This is a genomic window from Mycobacterium sp. 1245805.9, from assembly GCF_001672915.1.
Taxonomy (GTDB): Bacteria; Actinomycetota; Actinomycetes; order Mycobacteriales; family Mycobacteriaceae; genus Mycobacterium.
Genome location: NZ_LZKR01000212.1, coordinates 26,573 through 41,950, shown reverse-complemented (window position 1 = coordinate 41,950; position 15,378 = coordinate 26,573). Strand labels below are relative to the sequence as shown.

Genomic DNA, 15,378 nt, shown 5'->3' with positions numbered 1-15,378 from the left:
CAAGCACATAGAGTAGAAAGCCATCGTCGGCCGCGGGCCGATTTGGCGAAATCACGCCAGTTCGATGAGATCCCGGTAGTCGTCGGACCAGTAGTCCTCGGTGCCGTCGGGCAACAGCACGACGCGTTGCGGGTCGAGGGCCTCGGCCGCGCCCGGGTCGTGGGTCACCAGCACCACCGCACCCAGGTAGCTGCGCAGCGCGTCGAGCACCTGTTCGCGCGATGCGGGATCGAGGTTGTTGGTGGGTTCGTCGAGCAGCAGCACGTTGGCCGTGGACGCCACCAAGCCGGCCAGCGCGAGCCGCGTCTTCTCGCCGCCCGAGAGCGTCCCCGCCGGCTGGTCGAGCTGCGGACCGCTGAACATGAACGCGCCCAGCAGACCGCGCAGCTCCTGCTCGCCCGACTCGGGCGCGGCGTGCCGGATGTTCTCCCAGACGGTCGCGTCGTTGTCGAGCGTGTCGTGCTCCTGCGCGAAATAGCCGATCCGCAAACCGTGTCCGGGCTCGAGGGCCCCGCTGTCGGGGGTCTCGACGCCGGCCAGCAGGCGCAGCAGCGTGGTCTTGCCCGCGCCGTTGAGGCCGAGCACGACCACCCGCGAGCCGCGGTCGATCGCCAGGTCGACACCGCTGAACACCTCGAGCGACCCGTACGACTTGGACAGCCCCTTGGCGACCAGCGGGGTGCGCCCGCACGCGGCCGGGGTGGGGAATTTGATCCGGGCCACCTTGTCGGCGACCCGTTCCTCGTCGAGCGCGGCCATCATCCGGTCGGCACGGCGCAACATGTTCTGCGCCGCAACGGCTTTGGTGGCCTTGGCGCCCAGCTTGGCGGCCTGGGTGCGCAGCGCCGCGGCCTTGCGCTCGGCGTTGGCGCGCTCCCGGCGCCGACGCTGCTCGTCCGTCGCGCGGGCGTCCAGGTACTTCTGCCAGCCCATGTTGTAGACGTCGACCTCGCCGCGCACCGCGTCAAGGAACCACACCCGGTTGACGACGTCGGCGAGCAGCTCGACGTTGTGGCTGATGAGCACGAGCCCGCCGGTGTGGGCCCGCAGGAAATCGCGCAGCCAGCCAAGCGAATCCGCGTCGAGGTGGTTGGTCGGCTCGTCGAGCAGCAGGGTTGTGGACGAGCCCGCCCCGCTGTCGGAGGCGGCGAACAGGATGCGCGCCAGCTCCACGCGGCGGCGCTGCCCGCCGGACAGCGTGCGCAACTTTTGCGTCAGCACCCGTTCCGGCAGGCCGAGACTCGCGCAGATGCGGCCGGCTTCGCTCTCGGCACCGTAGCCGCCCAACGCCACGAACCGCTCCTCCAGCTGCCCGTAGCGTCGGATCGCGCGGTCCCGCGCGTCGTCGTCGGCGACCTCGGCCATCAGCGCCTGCTGCTTCTCGAGGTCGGTGAGCAGGACGTCCAACCCGCGCGCCGACAGCACTCGGTCACGGGCCAGCACATCGAGGTCGCCCTCTTTGGGATCCTGTGGGAGATAACCGATTTCGCCGATCTGGGCCACCGATCCCGCATAGGGCTGGCTCTCCCCCGCCAGGATGCGCAGGGTCGTCGTCTTGCCCGCCCCGTTGCGGCCCACCAACCCGATGCGGTCGCCGGGCTGCACGCGCAGGTCCGGGCCGTCGGGTGAGAGCAAGATGCGCGCACCAGCGCGGACCTCGAGGTCCGTGGCCGTGATCACATCAGCTCCCTTGTGTGATGGTTATTTTTCGTCGGTGAAAACCGGCGGCCGCTTCTCCGCGCGCGCGGCAACCGCTTCCTCGAAGTTGGCGGTGAGCAGGCGGACGAAGAGCTGTCCTAGGCCTTCGGCTTGCATGTGTCCCTCCAGGCTACCGGCGTCGAGTCCACTCCACAGCGTGCGCTTGGTCAACTCGATTCCCGGGCGCGAGAACGCCGCTATCCGCGCGGCGATCGCGTAGCAGGTGTCCAGCAGCTGGGCGTCGGGCACCTGACAGGACACCAGGCCGATGCGCTCGGCCTCCTCGGCGCTGACGTCGCGGCCGGTCAGCATGATCTCGAACGCGCGCGACGCCCCGATGGCCCTGGGCAACAGGTAGGACAGGCCCAGTTCGCTGGCGGTCAGGCCGTTGTTGATGCCCGCGGCCCGGAAGTAGGCACTGGTGGAGGCCACCCGGATGTCGGCCGCCAGGGCCAGGCACAGCCCGCCGCCGATGGCGGGGCCGTTGACCGCCGCGATCACCGGCTGGTGTAGCCGGCGCAACCCCAGGATCACGTCGTCGAGCAGCTCCATCGAGCGCAGCGCGTACGTCGGGCGGGTCAGCCCGGCGACGTGCGGCACGGTGCCCGCGGACTTGTGGTCGGCGCCCGAGGAGAACCCTCGGCCCGCCCCCGTCAACACCACGACGCGCACGGAATTGTCGTAGGTGACCTTCTCGAGGGCCTCTTTGAGCGGCACCATGACGTCGAACGCCATGGAGTTCATCCGTTCGGGCCGATTGAGGGTTATCAGCGCGACTCCGGGCCGCGGTTGCTCTACCAGTACCAGGCTCACCCGTGAAAGGTAACGGACGCGCTCTGGCTCAGACGTGGCCCATACCGCTGGTCATCAGGAAAACACCCAGCACCGCCACGACCACTCCGAGGACCGCCCGTCTGCGGGCCTGCACCCAGTCGTGCACGCGCGACATCATCGCGCCGGTCCGGGCGGGCGCCGCCAAATGGCAGATCAGCGGTACCTCGGCGAACGCCAGGCCCACCAGCGTGTACGCCGCGGCGGCGCTGACCTGGGTGCCCAGGGCGGCCCCGGAGGCCAGGATGACGGTGAGCGCGGCCAGGTAGCGGAAATCGGTCGTCAGCCCCACCCCGACGAGGAAGGTGATCCACGGCGGGCCGGCCTGCAGCGCCTGCACGGCGCGCGCCGACAAACGCGAGAACGCCGTCGGTTCGGCCTGATCAAGGGGGGCGCCGACGGGCACCGCCACCGGTCGACGCACCGAAACACCGACCGCGATGGCCGCCGCGATCACCAGCGCGAGCACGCCCATCGCGACCTGAATCTGCCCCGCGGTGGAGCTCGAGGTGGCGACCTCCAGCCGATCCATGACCCCGAGCACGACGTCGTGCAGCCCGACGAGCGCGCCCAGGGCCAGGGCCACGCCGACCGCCACCCCACCCAGCCACAGGGCAAAAAGATGAAGCACCGGCCGTCGCCGCGAAAACAGCAGCAGGGCGACGCCGATTCGTCCCGGGTCCACCCCCGCGACCAGCGCCAACGCCAGCACCGTGCCCCACATGGGCGCGACTCTACCGCGCAGGGGCGGGGTCGCGTTCGTACTTCCGGGCTATTGAGCTGCGGCCGCGCGGGTCACGATTCGGCACGCGACCGTACGTTAAATGTCGTTGAAACGCCGCACGGCGCTTGGTTTGGTCTGCTATCTTTACCCACCATTGGGCGCGTGTCAGCTACGGCCCGTGAGGCGTCTTGCGCGGGCAACCACAGCAGGGGCACTGGCGCGCAAATGTGCTGTCCCGCAACAGGATCCGACCAATGGAGGCAGGAACGCCGTTCGGCAAAGCAATGGTAGAGCTATGAATCCGCTGTGTCCAGGCGATGAAGCAGACTAGGGAGGGAATGTGTTCATCCCAGGGGAAGATGCGTTCGGGGCCGTCCACGATTGGTTGCCGGACCCGGGGGCGGTCGTGTGCTGGCATCCTTCGCCGGCCTCGCTAGCCAAGGTCCGGCAAGCTCCGATAAGCGCCGTCCCGGCCAGCCACCAACAAGCTCGCCACCTGCGCAATTTCGTTGACCACGCGGGCCGCGGGGTGGACATGTCGCGGTTGTGCATCGGCAGCTGGGACATGCAAGGCCGCTGCGACATCCGGGTCCTGACGTACGTCATCAACGCGCATCTTCGGCGGCACGACACCTATCACAGCTGGTTCGAATTTGCCGACGGCGACCGCATTCTGCGCCACACCGTTCGCAATCCCGCCGATATTCAATGTGTTCCGGTCAAACACGGCGAGATGACGCCGGAGGAGTTTCGCGACCACATCGTGGCGACGCCGAGCCCGCTGGATTGGGATTGCTTCCGCTTTGCCGTAATCCAGCGCGAGGATCATTTCACCTTCTGCTTCAGCATCGACCATCTCTACATCGACGCCCAGTTCCTCGGTGCGATACGCATGGAGCTGTACCTGATGTACACGTCGCTGCTGGCCGGCGGGGCGCCGCCGGCGCTGCCGGCCCCGGGCAGCTACGAAAACTATTGTGTCCAGCAGCACGAGTACACCTCGGCCCTGACGCTGGACTCCCCGCAGGTGCAGGCCTGGGTGGACTTCTTCGAACAGAACGACGGCACCCTGCCGGAATGCCCGGTGTCACTCGGCGACGGATCGGGGGCCTGCGACCTGATGTTCGTCCAGCTGATGGACGAACGACAGACGGCCGATTTCGAAGCCGCCTGCATAGCCGCGGGCGGCCGTTTCAGCGGCGGCGTCTTCGCCTCCGCCGCCCTGGCGCAATACGAATTGACCGGCGCCGAAACGTATTACGGGCTGGTGGCGTGCGATACCCGCAGCTCGCGGGAGGAGTTCCTGACGGTCGGTTGGTTCACCGGCTTTGTGCCGATCACCATTCCCGTCGGCTCCTCATCGTTCGGTGCCGCCGTGCGGGCCGCCCAGCAGTCGTTCGATTCGGGCAAGGCCCTGGCGAACGTGCCGTTTTCTCGCGTGCTGGAACTGGCGCCGTGGCTGCGGATGCCGCAAGGGCGCGTTCCGTTGCTGTTCCACCTCGACGCCAGCAGCCCTCCCCTGTCCACCATCGTGAAGTCCGAGTGGGGCGGTTCCAACATCAAGATCCATCACGACGGCGGGGTCCCGGCCCGATTCGACTTGCGCATCAACCGGTATGAAAAGGAAACGCACGCGATGGTGTTTTTCCCCGACAACCCGGTCGCCCGCGAGTCGGTTACTCGTTACCTCGAGACGCTGAAGTCGATTTACCTGCGCGTCGCCGAAGGCCGCGCCGGGGCGCCGATGTGGGAAGTCGCCGCGCTGCAGCGGCAACTGGTTTAGGCCTGGTCTGCCTGGGCGGCCTCGGCCGCCTCGATGTCGAAGGCCTTGATTTGCTGGACGAGGTCCTCGAGGGCGCCCGCCGGCAGCGCGCCAGCCTGGTTGAACAGCAGCTTGCCCTTCTTGAAGGCCATCAGCGTCGGGATGGACCGGATCTGGGCGGCCGCCGCGAGCTGCTGCTCGGCCTCGGTGTCGACCTTGGCATAGACGATGTCGGGATGCTTCTCCGAGGATGCCTGGAACGTCGGGGCGAACTGGCGGCATGGGCCGCACCAGGAGGCCCAGAAGTCGACCAGCACGATGTCGTTGCCCTCGATGGTCTCGTTGAACTGCTCAGCAGTGAGATCGCGTGTTGTCACAGTCCACTTAACGTCGGTAACTGACGCAATGTTCCCGCGGCTCTCCCCGATTGGCTTTCTGCCGCCCGCAATACGACCCGAATCGTGCGCGTCAGCAATCAAATTCACCGCGGCGACAGCCGACAATTTCGTACTCCACAGCCGCCGAAATCACGATAAGATTCTGCCGTCGCTGACGCTTCACCGGGAGGTGCGGGATGTCATTTCTGGTCGCGGATACGGAATTGGTGTCGGGAGCAGCCGGCAATCTCGCGCGCATCGGATCGGCAATCAACGAGGTCAATTCCGCGGCGGCGGCCCAGACGACCTCGGTGACCGCCGCGGCGGCCGATGAGGTGTCCGCCGCGATCGCAGCGGTGTTCGAAGCGCACGGCCAGGGCTATCAGGCGCTGAGCGCCCAGGTCGCGGCGTTTCACGACCAATTCGTGCAAAACCTGCTTGGCGGCGCGCAGGCGTACGCCGCCGCGGAAGCCGCCAACACCAACCCCCTGAAGCCGCTGTTCGACGCGATCAACGCGCCCAGCCGGGCGCTACTGGGCCGCCCCCTGATCGGCAACGGCAACAACGGCGCCACACCCGGCGCGAACGGCGAGGCCGGCGGAATCTTGTTCGGCAACGGCGGGCGGGGCGCGAATGGCAACGCCGGCCAGGCCGGCGGCCGCGGCGGCGACGCGGGCCTGTTCGGTTTCGGCGGGGCCGGCGGTGTGGGCGGGCTGGGAGCGAACGGCGGCGCCGGTGGCACCGGCGGGCTGTTCTTCGGCGGCGGCGGCGCCGGGGGCGCCAGCGGCGGCGGCGGTGGCTCCGGCGGCCTCGGCGGCTCCGCGTTGCTGCTAGGGGCCGGCGGCGCCGGCGGTACCAGCCCCGACGGCATGGGGAACGGCGGCGCCGGCGGCAACGGCGGCCTGCTCTTCGGCAACGGCGGCGGTGGCGGCGGCACCTCCCTCGGCGTCGCCGGCAACGGCGGGCGGGCCTTCCTGCTCGGCGACGGCGGCACCGGCGGATTCGCATCCAATGCCGGCCAGGCCGGAGCCGGCGGCAGCGGCGGGTTTTTCGTCGGCAACGGCGGTGACGGTGGCGCCGCCCCGATGGGCGGCATCGCCGGGACCGGTGGCCAGGCCGGGCTGATCGGCAACGGCGGGGCCGGGGGCAACGCCAATATCAACGGCGGCAACGGCGGCAACGCCATTTTGATCGGCAACGGCGGGGCCGGCGGTCACCCCAACGGCACCGGCGGCCAGCGCGGGCTGCTGTTCGGCGTAAACGGCGCGCACGGGTAGCGGCCCTACTTACGGTTGCGTACGTTTTCCCACGTCCGACAGACTTAGCGCTGACCGATCGGGCGGGAGGGAATCGCGTTGGGGCACTACATCGCTAACGTCCGCGATCTCGAGTTCAACCTGTTCGAGGTCCTCGAAATCGGCGGAGTCCTCGGCGCCGGGGGCTACAGCGACCTCGACGAGGACACCGTCCGCACCATCCTGGCCGAGGCCGCCCGCCTGGCGGAGGGTCCCGTCGCGGAATCCTTCGCCGCCGCCGACCGCAACCCGCCGGTGTTCGACCCGGCCACGCACTCGATCAGCGTGCCGGACGAGTTGGCCAAGACGGTGCGGGCGCTCAAGGAGGCCGGCTGGTGGCGGCTGGGCCTGGCGGAGGAGATCGGCGGCATGCCGGCACCACGCGCGCTGGCCTGGGCGGTCAACGAAATGATCCTCTGCGCCAACCCGTCGGCGAACTTCTTCAACTTCGGCCCGTTCATGGCCCAGGCGCTCTACGAGGAGGGCAACGAGCAGCAACGGCAGTGGGCGGCCGTCGGCGTGGAGCGCGGTTGGCAGGCCACCATGGTGCTCACCGAGCCCGACGCCGGATCCGACGTCGGGGCGGGCCGCGCCAAGGCCATCCAGCAGCCCGACGGCACCTGGCACATCGAGGGCGTCAAGCGGTTCATTTCCGGCGGCGATGTGGGCGAGACGGCCGAGAACATCTTCCACCTCGTGCTGGCCCGGCCGGAGGGCGCCGGCCCGGGCACCAAGGGGTTGAGCCTGTTCTATGTGCCCAAGTTTCTGTTCGACCCCGAAACATTCGAACTCGGTTCCCGCAACGGCGTTTTCGCCACCGGGCTGGAACACAAGATGGGTATCAAGTCCTCACCCACCTGCGAATTGACCTTCGGCGACGGCGACGTGCCCGCCGTCGGCTACCTGGTCGGCGACGTGCACAACGGGATCGCGCAGATGTTCACCGTGATCGAGCAGGCCCGCATGACGATCGGGGTGAAGGCCGCCGGCACCCTGTCCACGGGCTACCTGAACGCGCTGGCGTTCGCCAAGGAGCGCGTACAGGGCGCCGACCTCACCCAGATGACCGACAAGACCGCGCCGCGGGTCACGATCATGCACCACCCCGACGTGCGGCGCAGCCTGATGACCCAGAAGGCGTACGCCGAGGGGCTGCGGGCGCTCTACATGTATGCCGCCGCGCATCAGGATCCCGATGTGGCGCAACGAGTTTCGGGTGCCGACGCCGACATGGCGCACCGCATCGACGACCTGCTGCTGCCGATCGTCAAGGGGGTGAGCTCCGAGCGGGCCTACGAGATCCTGACCGAGTCGCTGCAGACGCTGGGGGGCTCGGGCTTCCTGGTCGACTACCCGCTCGAGCAGTACATCCGCGACTCCAAGATCGATTCGCTCTACGAGGGCACCACCGCCATCCAGGCGCTCGATTTCTTCTTCCGCAAGATCGTTCGCGACCACGGCCAAGCCCTGCAGTTTGTGGTGGCGCAGATCAGCCGCACCATCGATGCCTGCGACGGCGAACTGAAGCCGCTGGCCGACCTGTTGCAGACCGCGCTGGACGAGGTCACCGCGATGACTGGCGCGCTGACCGGCTACCTGATGTCGGCCACGCAGCACCCGACCGAGATCTACAAGGTGGGGCTGGGGTCGGTGCGCTACCTGCTCGCGGTCGGCGACCTGCTCATCGGCTGGCGATTGTTGGTGCAGGCCGGCATCGCCCACGCCGCGCTGGCTGCGGCGCCCTCCGCAAGCGACCAGAGCTTCTATCGGGGCAAGGTCGCGACGGCGAAGTTCTTCGCCAAGAACATGTTGCCGAGGCTGACCGCGCAGCGCAGGGTCCTCGAGTCCATCGACGACGACATCATGCGGGTCTCCGAAGACGCGTTCTGAAAACGCCTCGTTACACAGCTACGGCACAGCTCGAGCGGGTACATCTTTTCGTGGTCCAACTCACGAACGGGGGAAACGTTGATATCCGCAAGCCGTCCCACTCCTCGACTCGCCCGCCTCGCCGTCCTCGCCGTCACGGGGGCCGCCGCGCTGTCCGTCGCCGCCTGCGGCTCGTCGAACCAATCGGCTCCGACGTCGACGTCCACCTCCACGTCGACCGTGACTTCGACCGCCACCTCGCAGGCACCGCCGCAAGCCGAGGCCAAGGTGAGCGGCCTGATCGCGTCGGTGGCGGGCAACTCGATCCGGGTCACGAAAGACGACAACAGCAGCGCCGCCGTCAACTTCACGTCGACGACCAAGATCACTGAGGTCGCGCCGGCCACGCTGAGCGATGTCACCCAGGGCAGCTGCGTCACGGTGCGGCCCACCCAGGAGATCCAAACCGGGCAGCCGGCCACCGCGGCGTCGGTCCGGGTCAGCCCCTCCGTCAACGGCACCTGTCCCCCAGCCAAGGGGTCCGGTCAGGCTTCGACCACCACGCCACCGCCCGGGTCACCGTCGCCCGCGCCGCCCAAGCCAAAGCCGTTGCTGGGCTCGGTCGCGTCGGTGACCGGTAACACCATCACCGTCGCGGGCACCGACGCCAGCGGGAACAGCACCCAGACGCCCGTGACCGTCGACGACCAGACCAAGTACTCCAAGCTGGCGACCGCCACTCCCGACGCCGTTGCGCAGGGCAAGTGCGTCACCGCCCGCGGCAGCCTGGACAACGGCGGCACGCTGCAGGCGACGAGCATCAACGTGCGGGCCGCCGTCGACGGGAAGTGCCCGGGCAAGCCGCGCGGGTGATTCCGGTTACTTGACGCGGAGTCCCTTTCGCGCTTCGAGCTCCGCTTCGCTGACCCATTCGCGCAACGGTTGCCCGGGCGCGCACAGCATTGTGAGGACAAAGGTGCAAGGAATGTCGGTGCGGTTGTTGGCGTCCCGATAGTGGATCACGTCGCCGCCGGGACCCCAGAATGCGTCTCCGGCCCGGAGGACGCGTGGCGCTTCGCCCTCGAGCTCGAACAACATCTCACCGCTGATCATGTAGCCGAACCCGGGGCCCCCCGGGAGGCGATGTGGCGGGTATCCAGGGGCACCCGGTGGATGGTTGATGAGAACGGTCAGCACATCGGCATCGTCAGGAATCGACGGTGACCGTACCTCCTGGAGCACGTCTATCGTCGACTCGAGTTCGGAGTCGCTCGCATCGACCACGATTCGCGCTCCCGGTCAATTTCCCTGTGGGCGGCGGCCGGAGCGTGCGTCGATCCAGTCGGAGTATCGGGTAGTGAAGATGGTGGCGTTCTCGTTGGGTGCGAGGGTGTGATCGTCGATCACCGCACCGAAGTATGGCGCCTGGGCGTCGGTTACGACCCGACGTTGATCACCGTTGACGGCGAGGCCCACGCGGACAAAGTCGTCCATTCCCATTGCTTCGGGCCCGGCGATCTCCGTTATTCCATTGGTTGGAAGTCCGACTGCCGCGTGGGCCACGGCAGTGGCGACGTCGTCGGCCGCGATAGGACGGAACATCGCGTGTGGCAATCGGACAATATCTCCGTCTGTCGCGGAATCGGCCAAGACAACAGCAAATTCGTAGAATGGGGTTGCGCGCACAATCGAGTATTGCTGGCCCGACTCCTGAATCAGCTTCTCCTGAGCTGCTTTCGCGGTGTTGTAGCCGCTATCCGGCATGCTCTGGGAACCCACTACGGACAACGCGACATGGTGTTTGACTCCCGCTTCCCGTTCAGCCGACAGAAGATTCGCCGTCGTCGTCGTGAAGAAGTGCATCACAGGTTCGTCGTCGAACAATGGTGAATCGGCGACGTCGACCACGACATCCGCACCCGCGACGGCGTTGGCGAGGCCTTCGCCGGTGAGGGAGTCGACACCCGATCGGCGTGAGGCAGTGATCACGTCGTGTCCCTGCGCGCTGAGCTTGGCCGCTACTTTCGAGCCGATCAGCCCACGACCGCCAATGACTACGATCTTCATGATGAACCTTTCAGAGTTGCAGCCCTGTGAGTACCGTTCCCCATCAAAGAGGTTCACCGGGAAACTTCAGGCCGAAGCGATTGCATAGCTCGGGGACGCTGTCGACGTCCATCTCCAGTTCGTATCGCGCACAGAGCGAATCGAGGACCTCTGGCGATATCGTGTCGATACCTCCGAGATCAGCAAGCTCGTCGAAGAACTGCTCAAATCCTGCGGGGGAAATGATCTCGAGGATGCGGGCGGGCTCATCGCCCGCGTTCCAGAACGTGTGCCATTGGCCTCGTGGCTTGAAGATGAAGTCACCAGGTCCCCCCTCGAGCACCTCATCGCCAAGCAAAGCGCCCACGCGTCCCTCGATGATCCAGCTGTACTCATCTTCGTTGTGGTGGCGATGAAGCGGTGCGGCCAACGCTCGGGGGGACATCGGGTGTTCGAGGACGGAGAAGCGGCCCTCCGCCTGAGCCTTGTCGAGGATGTGGCGGACGCCGACCGTCCCGTTGAACACAGACTTGCCTTCGGTGCGTCCGACAGACTTCGCTGGCGGGCCGCCCGGCCTGAAGATCTCGATTGTCACTGCATCTCCCCTTTCGGGTTTCTCTCGTTTAGAAGTTCCACGTCCACCGCACCGGGTTAATTGCGGCCTGCCATGACGCCGCCGTCGACGTTCAGAATTGCGCCGGTGACCCAACTGGCCTGATCGGACAGCAGATAAGTCACGGCGTTCGCCACGTCGGCGGGTGTGCCAACTCGTCCCAAGGGGTGAAACGGCGCGAAAGTGTCTAGGGTGGCGTCGATCTCGTCCTTCGGCACCCACCGCTCGAGAGCCGGAGTCTTCACGGCCGCCGGCGCCACCGCGTTGACGCGGATCTTGTGCCCGGCAAGCTCGATCGCCAGGTTGTGGGTCAGCGCATGCAGTCCCGCCTTTTGCATCGAATGCCCGCATGATGGGGTCACACCGATCGCCTGGTGTGCCCACATGCTGCCGATGTTGACGATGGACCCGCCCTCACCGCGGGCGATCATGCCCTCAACGACGGTCTGCGTCAGGAAAAACAGGGCATAGTTGAGCTCCATGTACGAGTCGTAATCCTGCGCGTCGTACGCGAGAAACGCCTTCGGGATGAAGAATCCGGCCGCATTCACCAACAGTGTGGCATCGCTGTGATCCTCGGAAAGCACGCGCCGCACATCGGCGACCGCACCGCGATCCGTCAACTCGGCGGCGATCCCCCAGGCGTGGCCACGCCGGCTCAGCTCGGAGACGGTCTCGTCGACGCGGTCTTTCGACAGGCCGACGATCACCGCGCTCCCGCCGTGATCGACGATGTCGATCGCGACCTGCCGACCCATGCCGGCACTGCCGCCGATAACAATGACCTTCTTGCCCTCAAAATGCATGTGCGGGTTGCCTTCCTGGTCTGCGCTGACGGCTCCGGCTGGACACCCGGATCTGCTCGTACCGAGACTGCGCCCCCGCGGGGTGAGCTGTCATCACCCCAATGACCTACTCACCCGGGTGACTACCGGGGGTCAGAGCGAGGCCGCGAGGGCCCACAGATCTTCGGCCACCGCGGCCTCCGACCAGGCCAACGCGGTCAGCACCACATCGGTCGCACCCGCGTTCAGGTAGCTCTGAAGCTGCCGCCTGACCGATTCCGCCGAACCCACCGCGGCAAGGTCTGCAGCGCCGGCGACACCTTCCCGCGCGATCACCTTCCGATACGACGGAATGGACTCGTAGAAGCGCAACTTCTCGGCCGCGAAATTCTTTGCGGCATCAACGTCGTCGGACACGAGTGCCGGGACCTGGGCGATGATCCTGGGCTTCGGACGTCCAGCGTCGGCCGCCGATCTCGTGATGGCCGGTTCGATGAATTGTGCGATCGTCCGCGGACCGGCAAGGTACGGCATGGTGCCGTCGGCCAGCTCGCCGGTGACCTGCAACGCCTTTGGGCCCATCGCGGCCACGTACACCGGGACGGGCGTGCCGCCGGCGACCCGCACCGGCCATCCGGGGTGTGCGCTGATCTCGTTGCCGCTGAAGCACACCGCCCCGGTATCGAAGATGGATCTCAGCACCGTCAGGTGCTCGCGAAGCCGCGTGACCGTGTTCGGCCACGACGTTCCGAAGGCCTGGCGCTCCGGCTCGTGCGCGCCCAGTCCGAGCCCGAGACTGAAGTTGCCGTGCGACGCGGCCTGCGCCGTCTGCGCTAGAGGCGCGACGATCAGCGGGTGACGCGGGTTGATCGGCACCACCGCCGTGCCGACGCCGAGCCCGGGTACGGCCGCGCCGATCAAAGCAGCGAGCGCGATCGCATCGTAATCGAATTGCTGGCCCAGCCAGACCTGGCAAACGCCGAGTGAAAACGCTGTGCGCGCCTGCGTCACCATGCCATCGACGACGTTGGTTGCCTTCGGGTTGGCAAATAATACGATTCCGGTCGGCATGCAGGTTAAGCGCCCGGAGCGATCGCACAGGCCGCGACACAGACCCAGCCGCCATCACGCTTCTGATACGTGTCGGTGTACAGAGCTTCTTGCTCCGCTCCGTCAGCGAGCATGGTGTACGTCGCGCGGGCGTGGATCAGCGCAACGTCACTGAGGATTCGGATATTGACGTCGTGCACAGCGAGATCCTTGAAGGGACGCGGCTTAGCGATGTATTCGAGGAACTCTTCGCGGTTCCGGGTGACTCCCGGGGTCTGCACGATGAAGTCCTCAGCGAGGAACTCGCTGAAGCGCTTGACATCGTTGAACTGGTCGGAGTGGACGTAGTCATTGTTGAGCCGCTCGAGGATCACCAGATCTTCCGCGGACTGCTTGGTGTCGTTCATCTAACTTGTCCCTTCTGAAAGCCGTTCGTACCGCCCGGATCTTGTCGCCTCGAGATTGCAGCCACGTGGCATGAGCTGTCATCACCCAAACCGCACATTCACCCGGGTGAGTAACTCCCCCGACAATCAGTGCCACGACGGGTCATCGGCTGGGCGATACAGGGCGTTCTGTCGCGCGGCGGGGCGAGGGTGAACAATTACTGCGGAGCGGACGGTTCGGTCGCGGTCGACGGGCTGCTGGCCAGGCAGGGTTGCGCACCGGGCCGGTCGCGGCACAACGCCGCGATCTCGCAGGGCACACGCTGGCGCCCTGCAGGCGGATTGGTTATCAACAGTGCGGCGCATAACGCACCCAGGGCGAACAGGGTGGCGCTCACTTCCAAGGCGTGGGCGAATCCGGGGGCGCTCGCCGCGCCAACGCTGAGCAGGCCGATGGATCCGGTAGAGATCAGCGCGGCCAGTCGCGAAACGGCGTTGTTGATAGCCGACGCCAGGCCGCTGTGTTCGGTCGGCACCGAGGCCAGTGTCACCGTCGTCAACGGTGTGATAGTCGCCACCAGCCCAAGCGCCAACACGGTCATCCCCGGGACCAGGTCCGTGAGCGCGTGGAATCCGTTGGCTTTCGGGTGGATCAGCAGCAGCCCAACTGCCGCCAAGGCGGGGCCGACGATCAGGAATGTACGTGACCCCACCCGCGCCGCAACGCGGCCGACGTGACGGGCCAACACAAACGACGTTGCCGGGATCGGCAGTGTGGCCAGTCCGGCCTCGGTGGCTGAGTACCCTCCGATTTCTTGGGTGTAGAGGGCGACGGCCAGCGATCCTAGCGTCAACCCGCCGTAGACCAATGCAGTGACGACGTTGCCGGCCGCGAAGCTGTGAAAGCTGAACAGCGGCAACGGAAGCATCGGGTGCCTGCTGCGCTGCTGCCAGGACACGAAGCCAACCAGCGCGGCGATCCCGATCACCGCCGGTGTGATGACCATTGGGTCGGTCCAGCCGTCGCGTTGCGCTTCGATTAATACATACACACTCGCCGCCAGCCCTACCGTCGATAGGCCCACCCCGACGATATCCACACGCGTGCCTTCGACCCGCCCCGACATGGGGCACAGCCAGAACGTCAGCGCATACCCGACCGCCATGGGGATCGCCGACAACACGAAAATCCAGCGCCAGCCGAGGAAGTCGACGCACATTCCGCCCAATAGCGGACCCAACGCGAAGGCGGTTCCCGTCCACCCGGTCCACACGCCGATCGCCGCGGACCGGTGTGCTTTGTCGAACACCGTGTTGATCAGCGCCAGGGACCCCGGTACCAGGAATGCCGCACCCAGGCCCTGGATCAGGCGCGCCGTGATCAGCATCGCCGGTGAGGTGGCGACCGCCGCCAGCACCGAGCCCGAACCAAAAGCCAACAGCCCGAATCGCATCACGGGAACGCGGCCGAACAGATCCGAGATGGACCCGCCGGGCAGAATCACTGCCACCATCGCCAGCAGGTAGCCGTCGATGATCCATTGCTGCAGCGCCAGGCCGCCGCCGAGGTCGCGCTCGGTGGCCGGCAAAGCCAGGTTGATCACCGTGGAGTCGAGGAACGCGACCATCGACACCATGACCGCGACCACCATCGCACGTCTGGTCGGTGCCGCGTCGCGCAGCCTCACCGCTGGGTGCGTTCGGTGCGGGACGACGACGGAACACCAAATCCGTTGCGTGCCCTTGTCATCGGCGTTTTCTGAGAGCCTTCAACTGCACCAACACGTCGATGTCGCGGCTGGTGATCGCTTTGTGCCCGTCATCGGGATCCAGCGATTCGGTTCGCCTTGAACTATTGTCGGGGCAGGGGTTTTCGTACTCGCCGTCCATGGCTGTCCTCCTTAAAAATCACGCCGACATGGGTGACCGGCTGGCAGGGCGG

General features: G+C 66.7%; 16 protein-coding genes. 4 read left to right on the top strand and 12 right to left on the bottom strand.

Annotated elements, in window-relative coordinates; genetic code table 11:
• Positions 1–51: 51 nt before the first annotated feature.
• The 3 genes from A9X00_RS27015 to A9X00_RS27005 are packed head-to-tail and all read right to left on the bottom strand — an operon-like array spanning position 52 to position 3,253.
• Positions 52–1,680 carry an ABC-F family ATP-binding cassette domain-containing protein gene (locus tag A9X00_RS27015; RefSeq protein WP_067160717.1) on the bottom strand — a complete coding sequence of 543 codons (1,629 nt, stop codon included), beginning with the start codon at positions 1,678–1,680 and terminating at the stop codon, positions 52–54.
• Between the two features lie 21 nt (positions 1,681–1,701).
• Positions 1,702–2,511, bottom strand: coding sequence for an enoyl-CoA hydratase (locus A9X00_RS27010; RefSeq protein WP_067160715.1), 810 nt, complete (start codon positions 2,509–2,511; stop codon positions 1,702–1,704).
• Positions 2,512–2,539: 28 nt separating this feature from the next.
• Positions 2,540–3,253: a GAP family protein gene (locus tag A9X00_RS27005; RefSeq protein WP_067160712.1), complete on the bottom strand. Its 714-nt coding sequence runs from the start codon at positions 3,251–3,253 to the stop codon at positions 2,540–2,542.
• A 340-nt stretch (positions 3,254–3,593) separates the two neighbouring features.
• Between A9X00_RS27005 and A9X00_RS27000 the strand changes: the two genes are divergently transcribed.
• Complete coding sequence (locus A9X00_RS27000) at positions 3,594–5,036, top strand: condensation domain-containing protein (RefSeq protein WP_304441575.1); 1,443 nt, start codon at positions 3,594–3,596, stop codon at positions 5,034–5,036.
• Here the strand turns inward: A9X00_RS27000 and trxA are convergent.
• Positions 5,033–5,392: a thioredoxin gene (gene trxA, locus A9X00_RS26995; protein WP_067160706.1), complete on the bottom strand. Its 360-nt coding sequence runs from the start codon at positions 5,390–5,392 to the stop codon at positions 5,033–5,035. The genes A9X00_RS27000 and trxA overlap by 4 nt on opposite strands.
• Positions 5,393–5,589: 197 nt before the next feature.
• On the opposite strand from trxA, the gene A9X00_RS26990 reads away from it, so the two are divergent.
• From A9X00_RS26990 to A9X00_RS26980, 3 genes are all read left to right on the top strand, one after another.
• The gene (locus A9X00_RS26990) at positions 5,590–6,669 is read left to right on the top strand and encodes a PE family protein (RefSeq protein WP_067160703.1); all 1,080 of its coding nucleotides are present in this window, start codon (positions 5,590–5,592) and stop codon (positions 6,667–6,669) included.
• A 78-nt stretch (positions 6,670–6,747) separates the two neighbouring features.
• Positions 6,748–8,577, top strand: coding sequence for an acyl-CoA dehydrogenase (locus tag A9X00_RS26985; RefSeq protein ID WP_067160700.1), 1,830 nt, complete (start codon positions 6,748–6,750; stop codon positions 8,575–8,577).
• A gap of 78 nt (positions 8,578–8,655) precedes the next feature.
• Complete coding sequence (locus tag A9X00_RS26980; protein WP_232006957.1) at positions 8,656–9,429, top strand: DUF5666 domain-containing protein; 774 nt, start codon at positions 8,656–8,658, stop codon at positions 9,427–9,429.
• Positions 9,430–9,435: 6 nt separating this feature from the next.
• Here the strand turns inward: A9X00_RS26980 and A9X00_RS26975 are convergent, their stop codons facing one another.
• The 8 genes from A9X00_RS26975 to A9X00_RS31040 form a co-directional block, all read right to left on the bottom strand.
• Entirely contained in the window at positions 9,436–9,843 is a 408-nt protein-coding gene (locus A9X00_RS26975) for a cupin domain-containing protein (RefSeq protein WP_067160697.1), read from the bottom strand.
• A 12-nt stretch (positions 9,844–9,855) separates the two neighbouring features.
• Complete coding sequence (locus A9X00_RS26970; RefSeq protein WP_067160787.1) at positions 9,856–10,623, bottom strand: SDR family oxidoreductase; 768 nt, start codon at positions 10,621–10,623, stop codon at positions 9,856–9,858.
• Positions 10,624–10,666: 43 nt separating this feature from the next.
• Positions 10,667–11,197: a cupin domain-containing protein gene (locus A9X00_RS26965; protein WP_232006956.1), complete on the bottom strand. Its 531-nt coding sequence runs from the start codon at positions 11,195–11,197 to the stop codon at positions 10,667–10,669.
• A gap of 56 nt (positions 11,198–11,253) precedes the next feature.
• Positions 11,254–12,021, bottom strand: a complete 768-nt coding sequence (locus tag A9X00_RS26960; protein ID WP_067160692.1) for an SDR family NAD(P)-dependent oxidoreductase — start codon at positions 12,019–12,021, stop codon at positions 11,254–11,256.
• A 132-nt stretch (positions 12,022–12,153) separates the two neighbouring features.
• On the bottom strand, positions 12,154–13,071 hold the full coding sequence (locus A9X00_RS26955) for an LLM class F420-dependent oxidoreductase (protein WP_067160689.1): 918 nt from the start codon (positions 13,069–13,071) through the stop codon (positions 12,154–12,156).
• A 5-nt stretch (positions 13,072–13,076) separates the two neighbouring features.
• On the bottom strand, positions 13,077–13,457 hold the full coding sequence (locus A9X00_RS26950) for a nuclear transport factor 2 family protein (protein WP_067160686.1): 381 nt from the start codon (positions 13,455–13,457) through the stop codon (positions 13,077–13,079).
• 197 nt (positions 13,458–13,654) lie between these two features.
• Entirely contained in the window at positions 13,655–15,124 is a 1,470-nt protein-coding gene (locus A9X00_RS26945) for an MFS transporter (protein WP_232006955.1), read from the bottom strand.
• Between the two features lie 58 nt (positions 15,125–15,182).
• Positions 15,183–15,326: a hypothetical protein gene (locus A9X00_RS31040; RefSeq protein ID WP_156772322.1), complete on the bottom strand. Its 144-nt coding sequence runs from the start codon at positions 15,324–15,326 to the stop codon at positions 15,183–15,185.
• Positions 15,327–15,378: the final 52 nt, after the last annotated feature.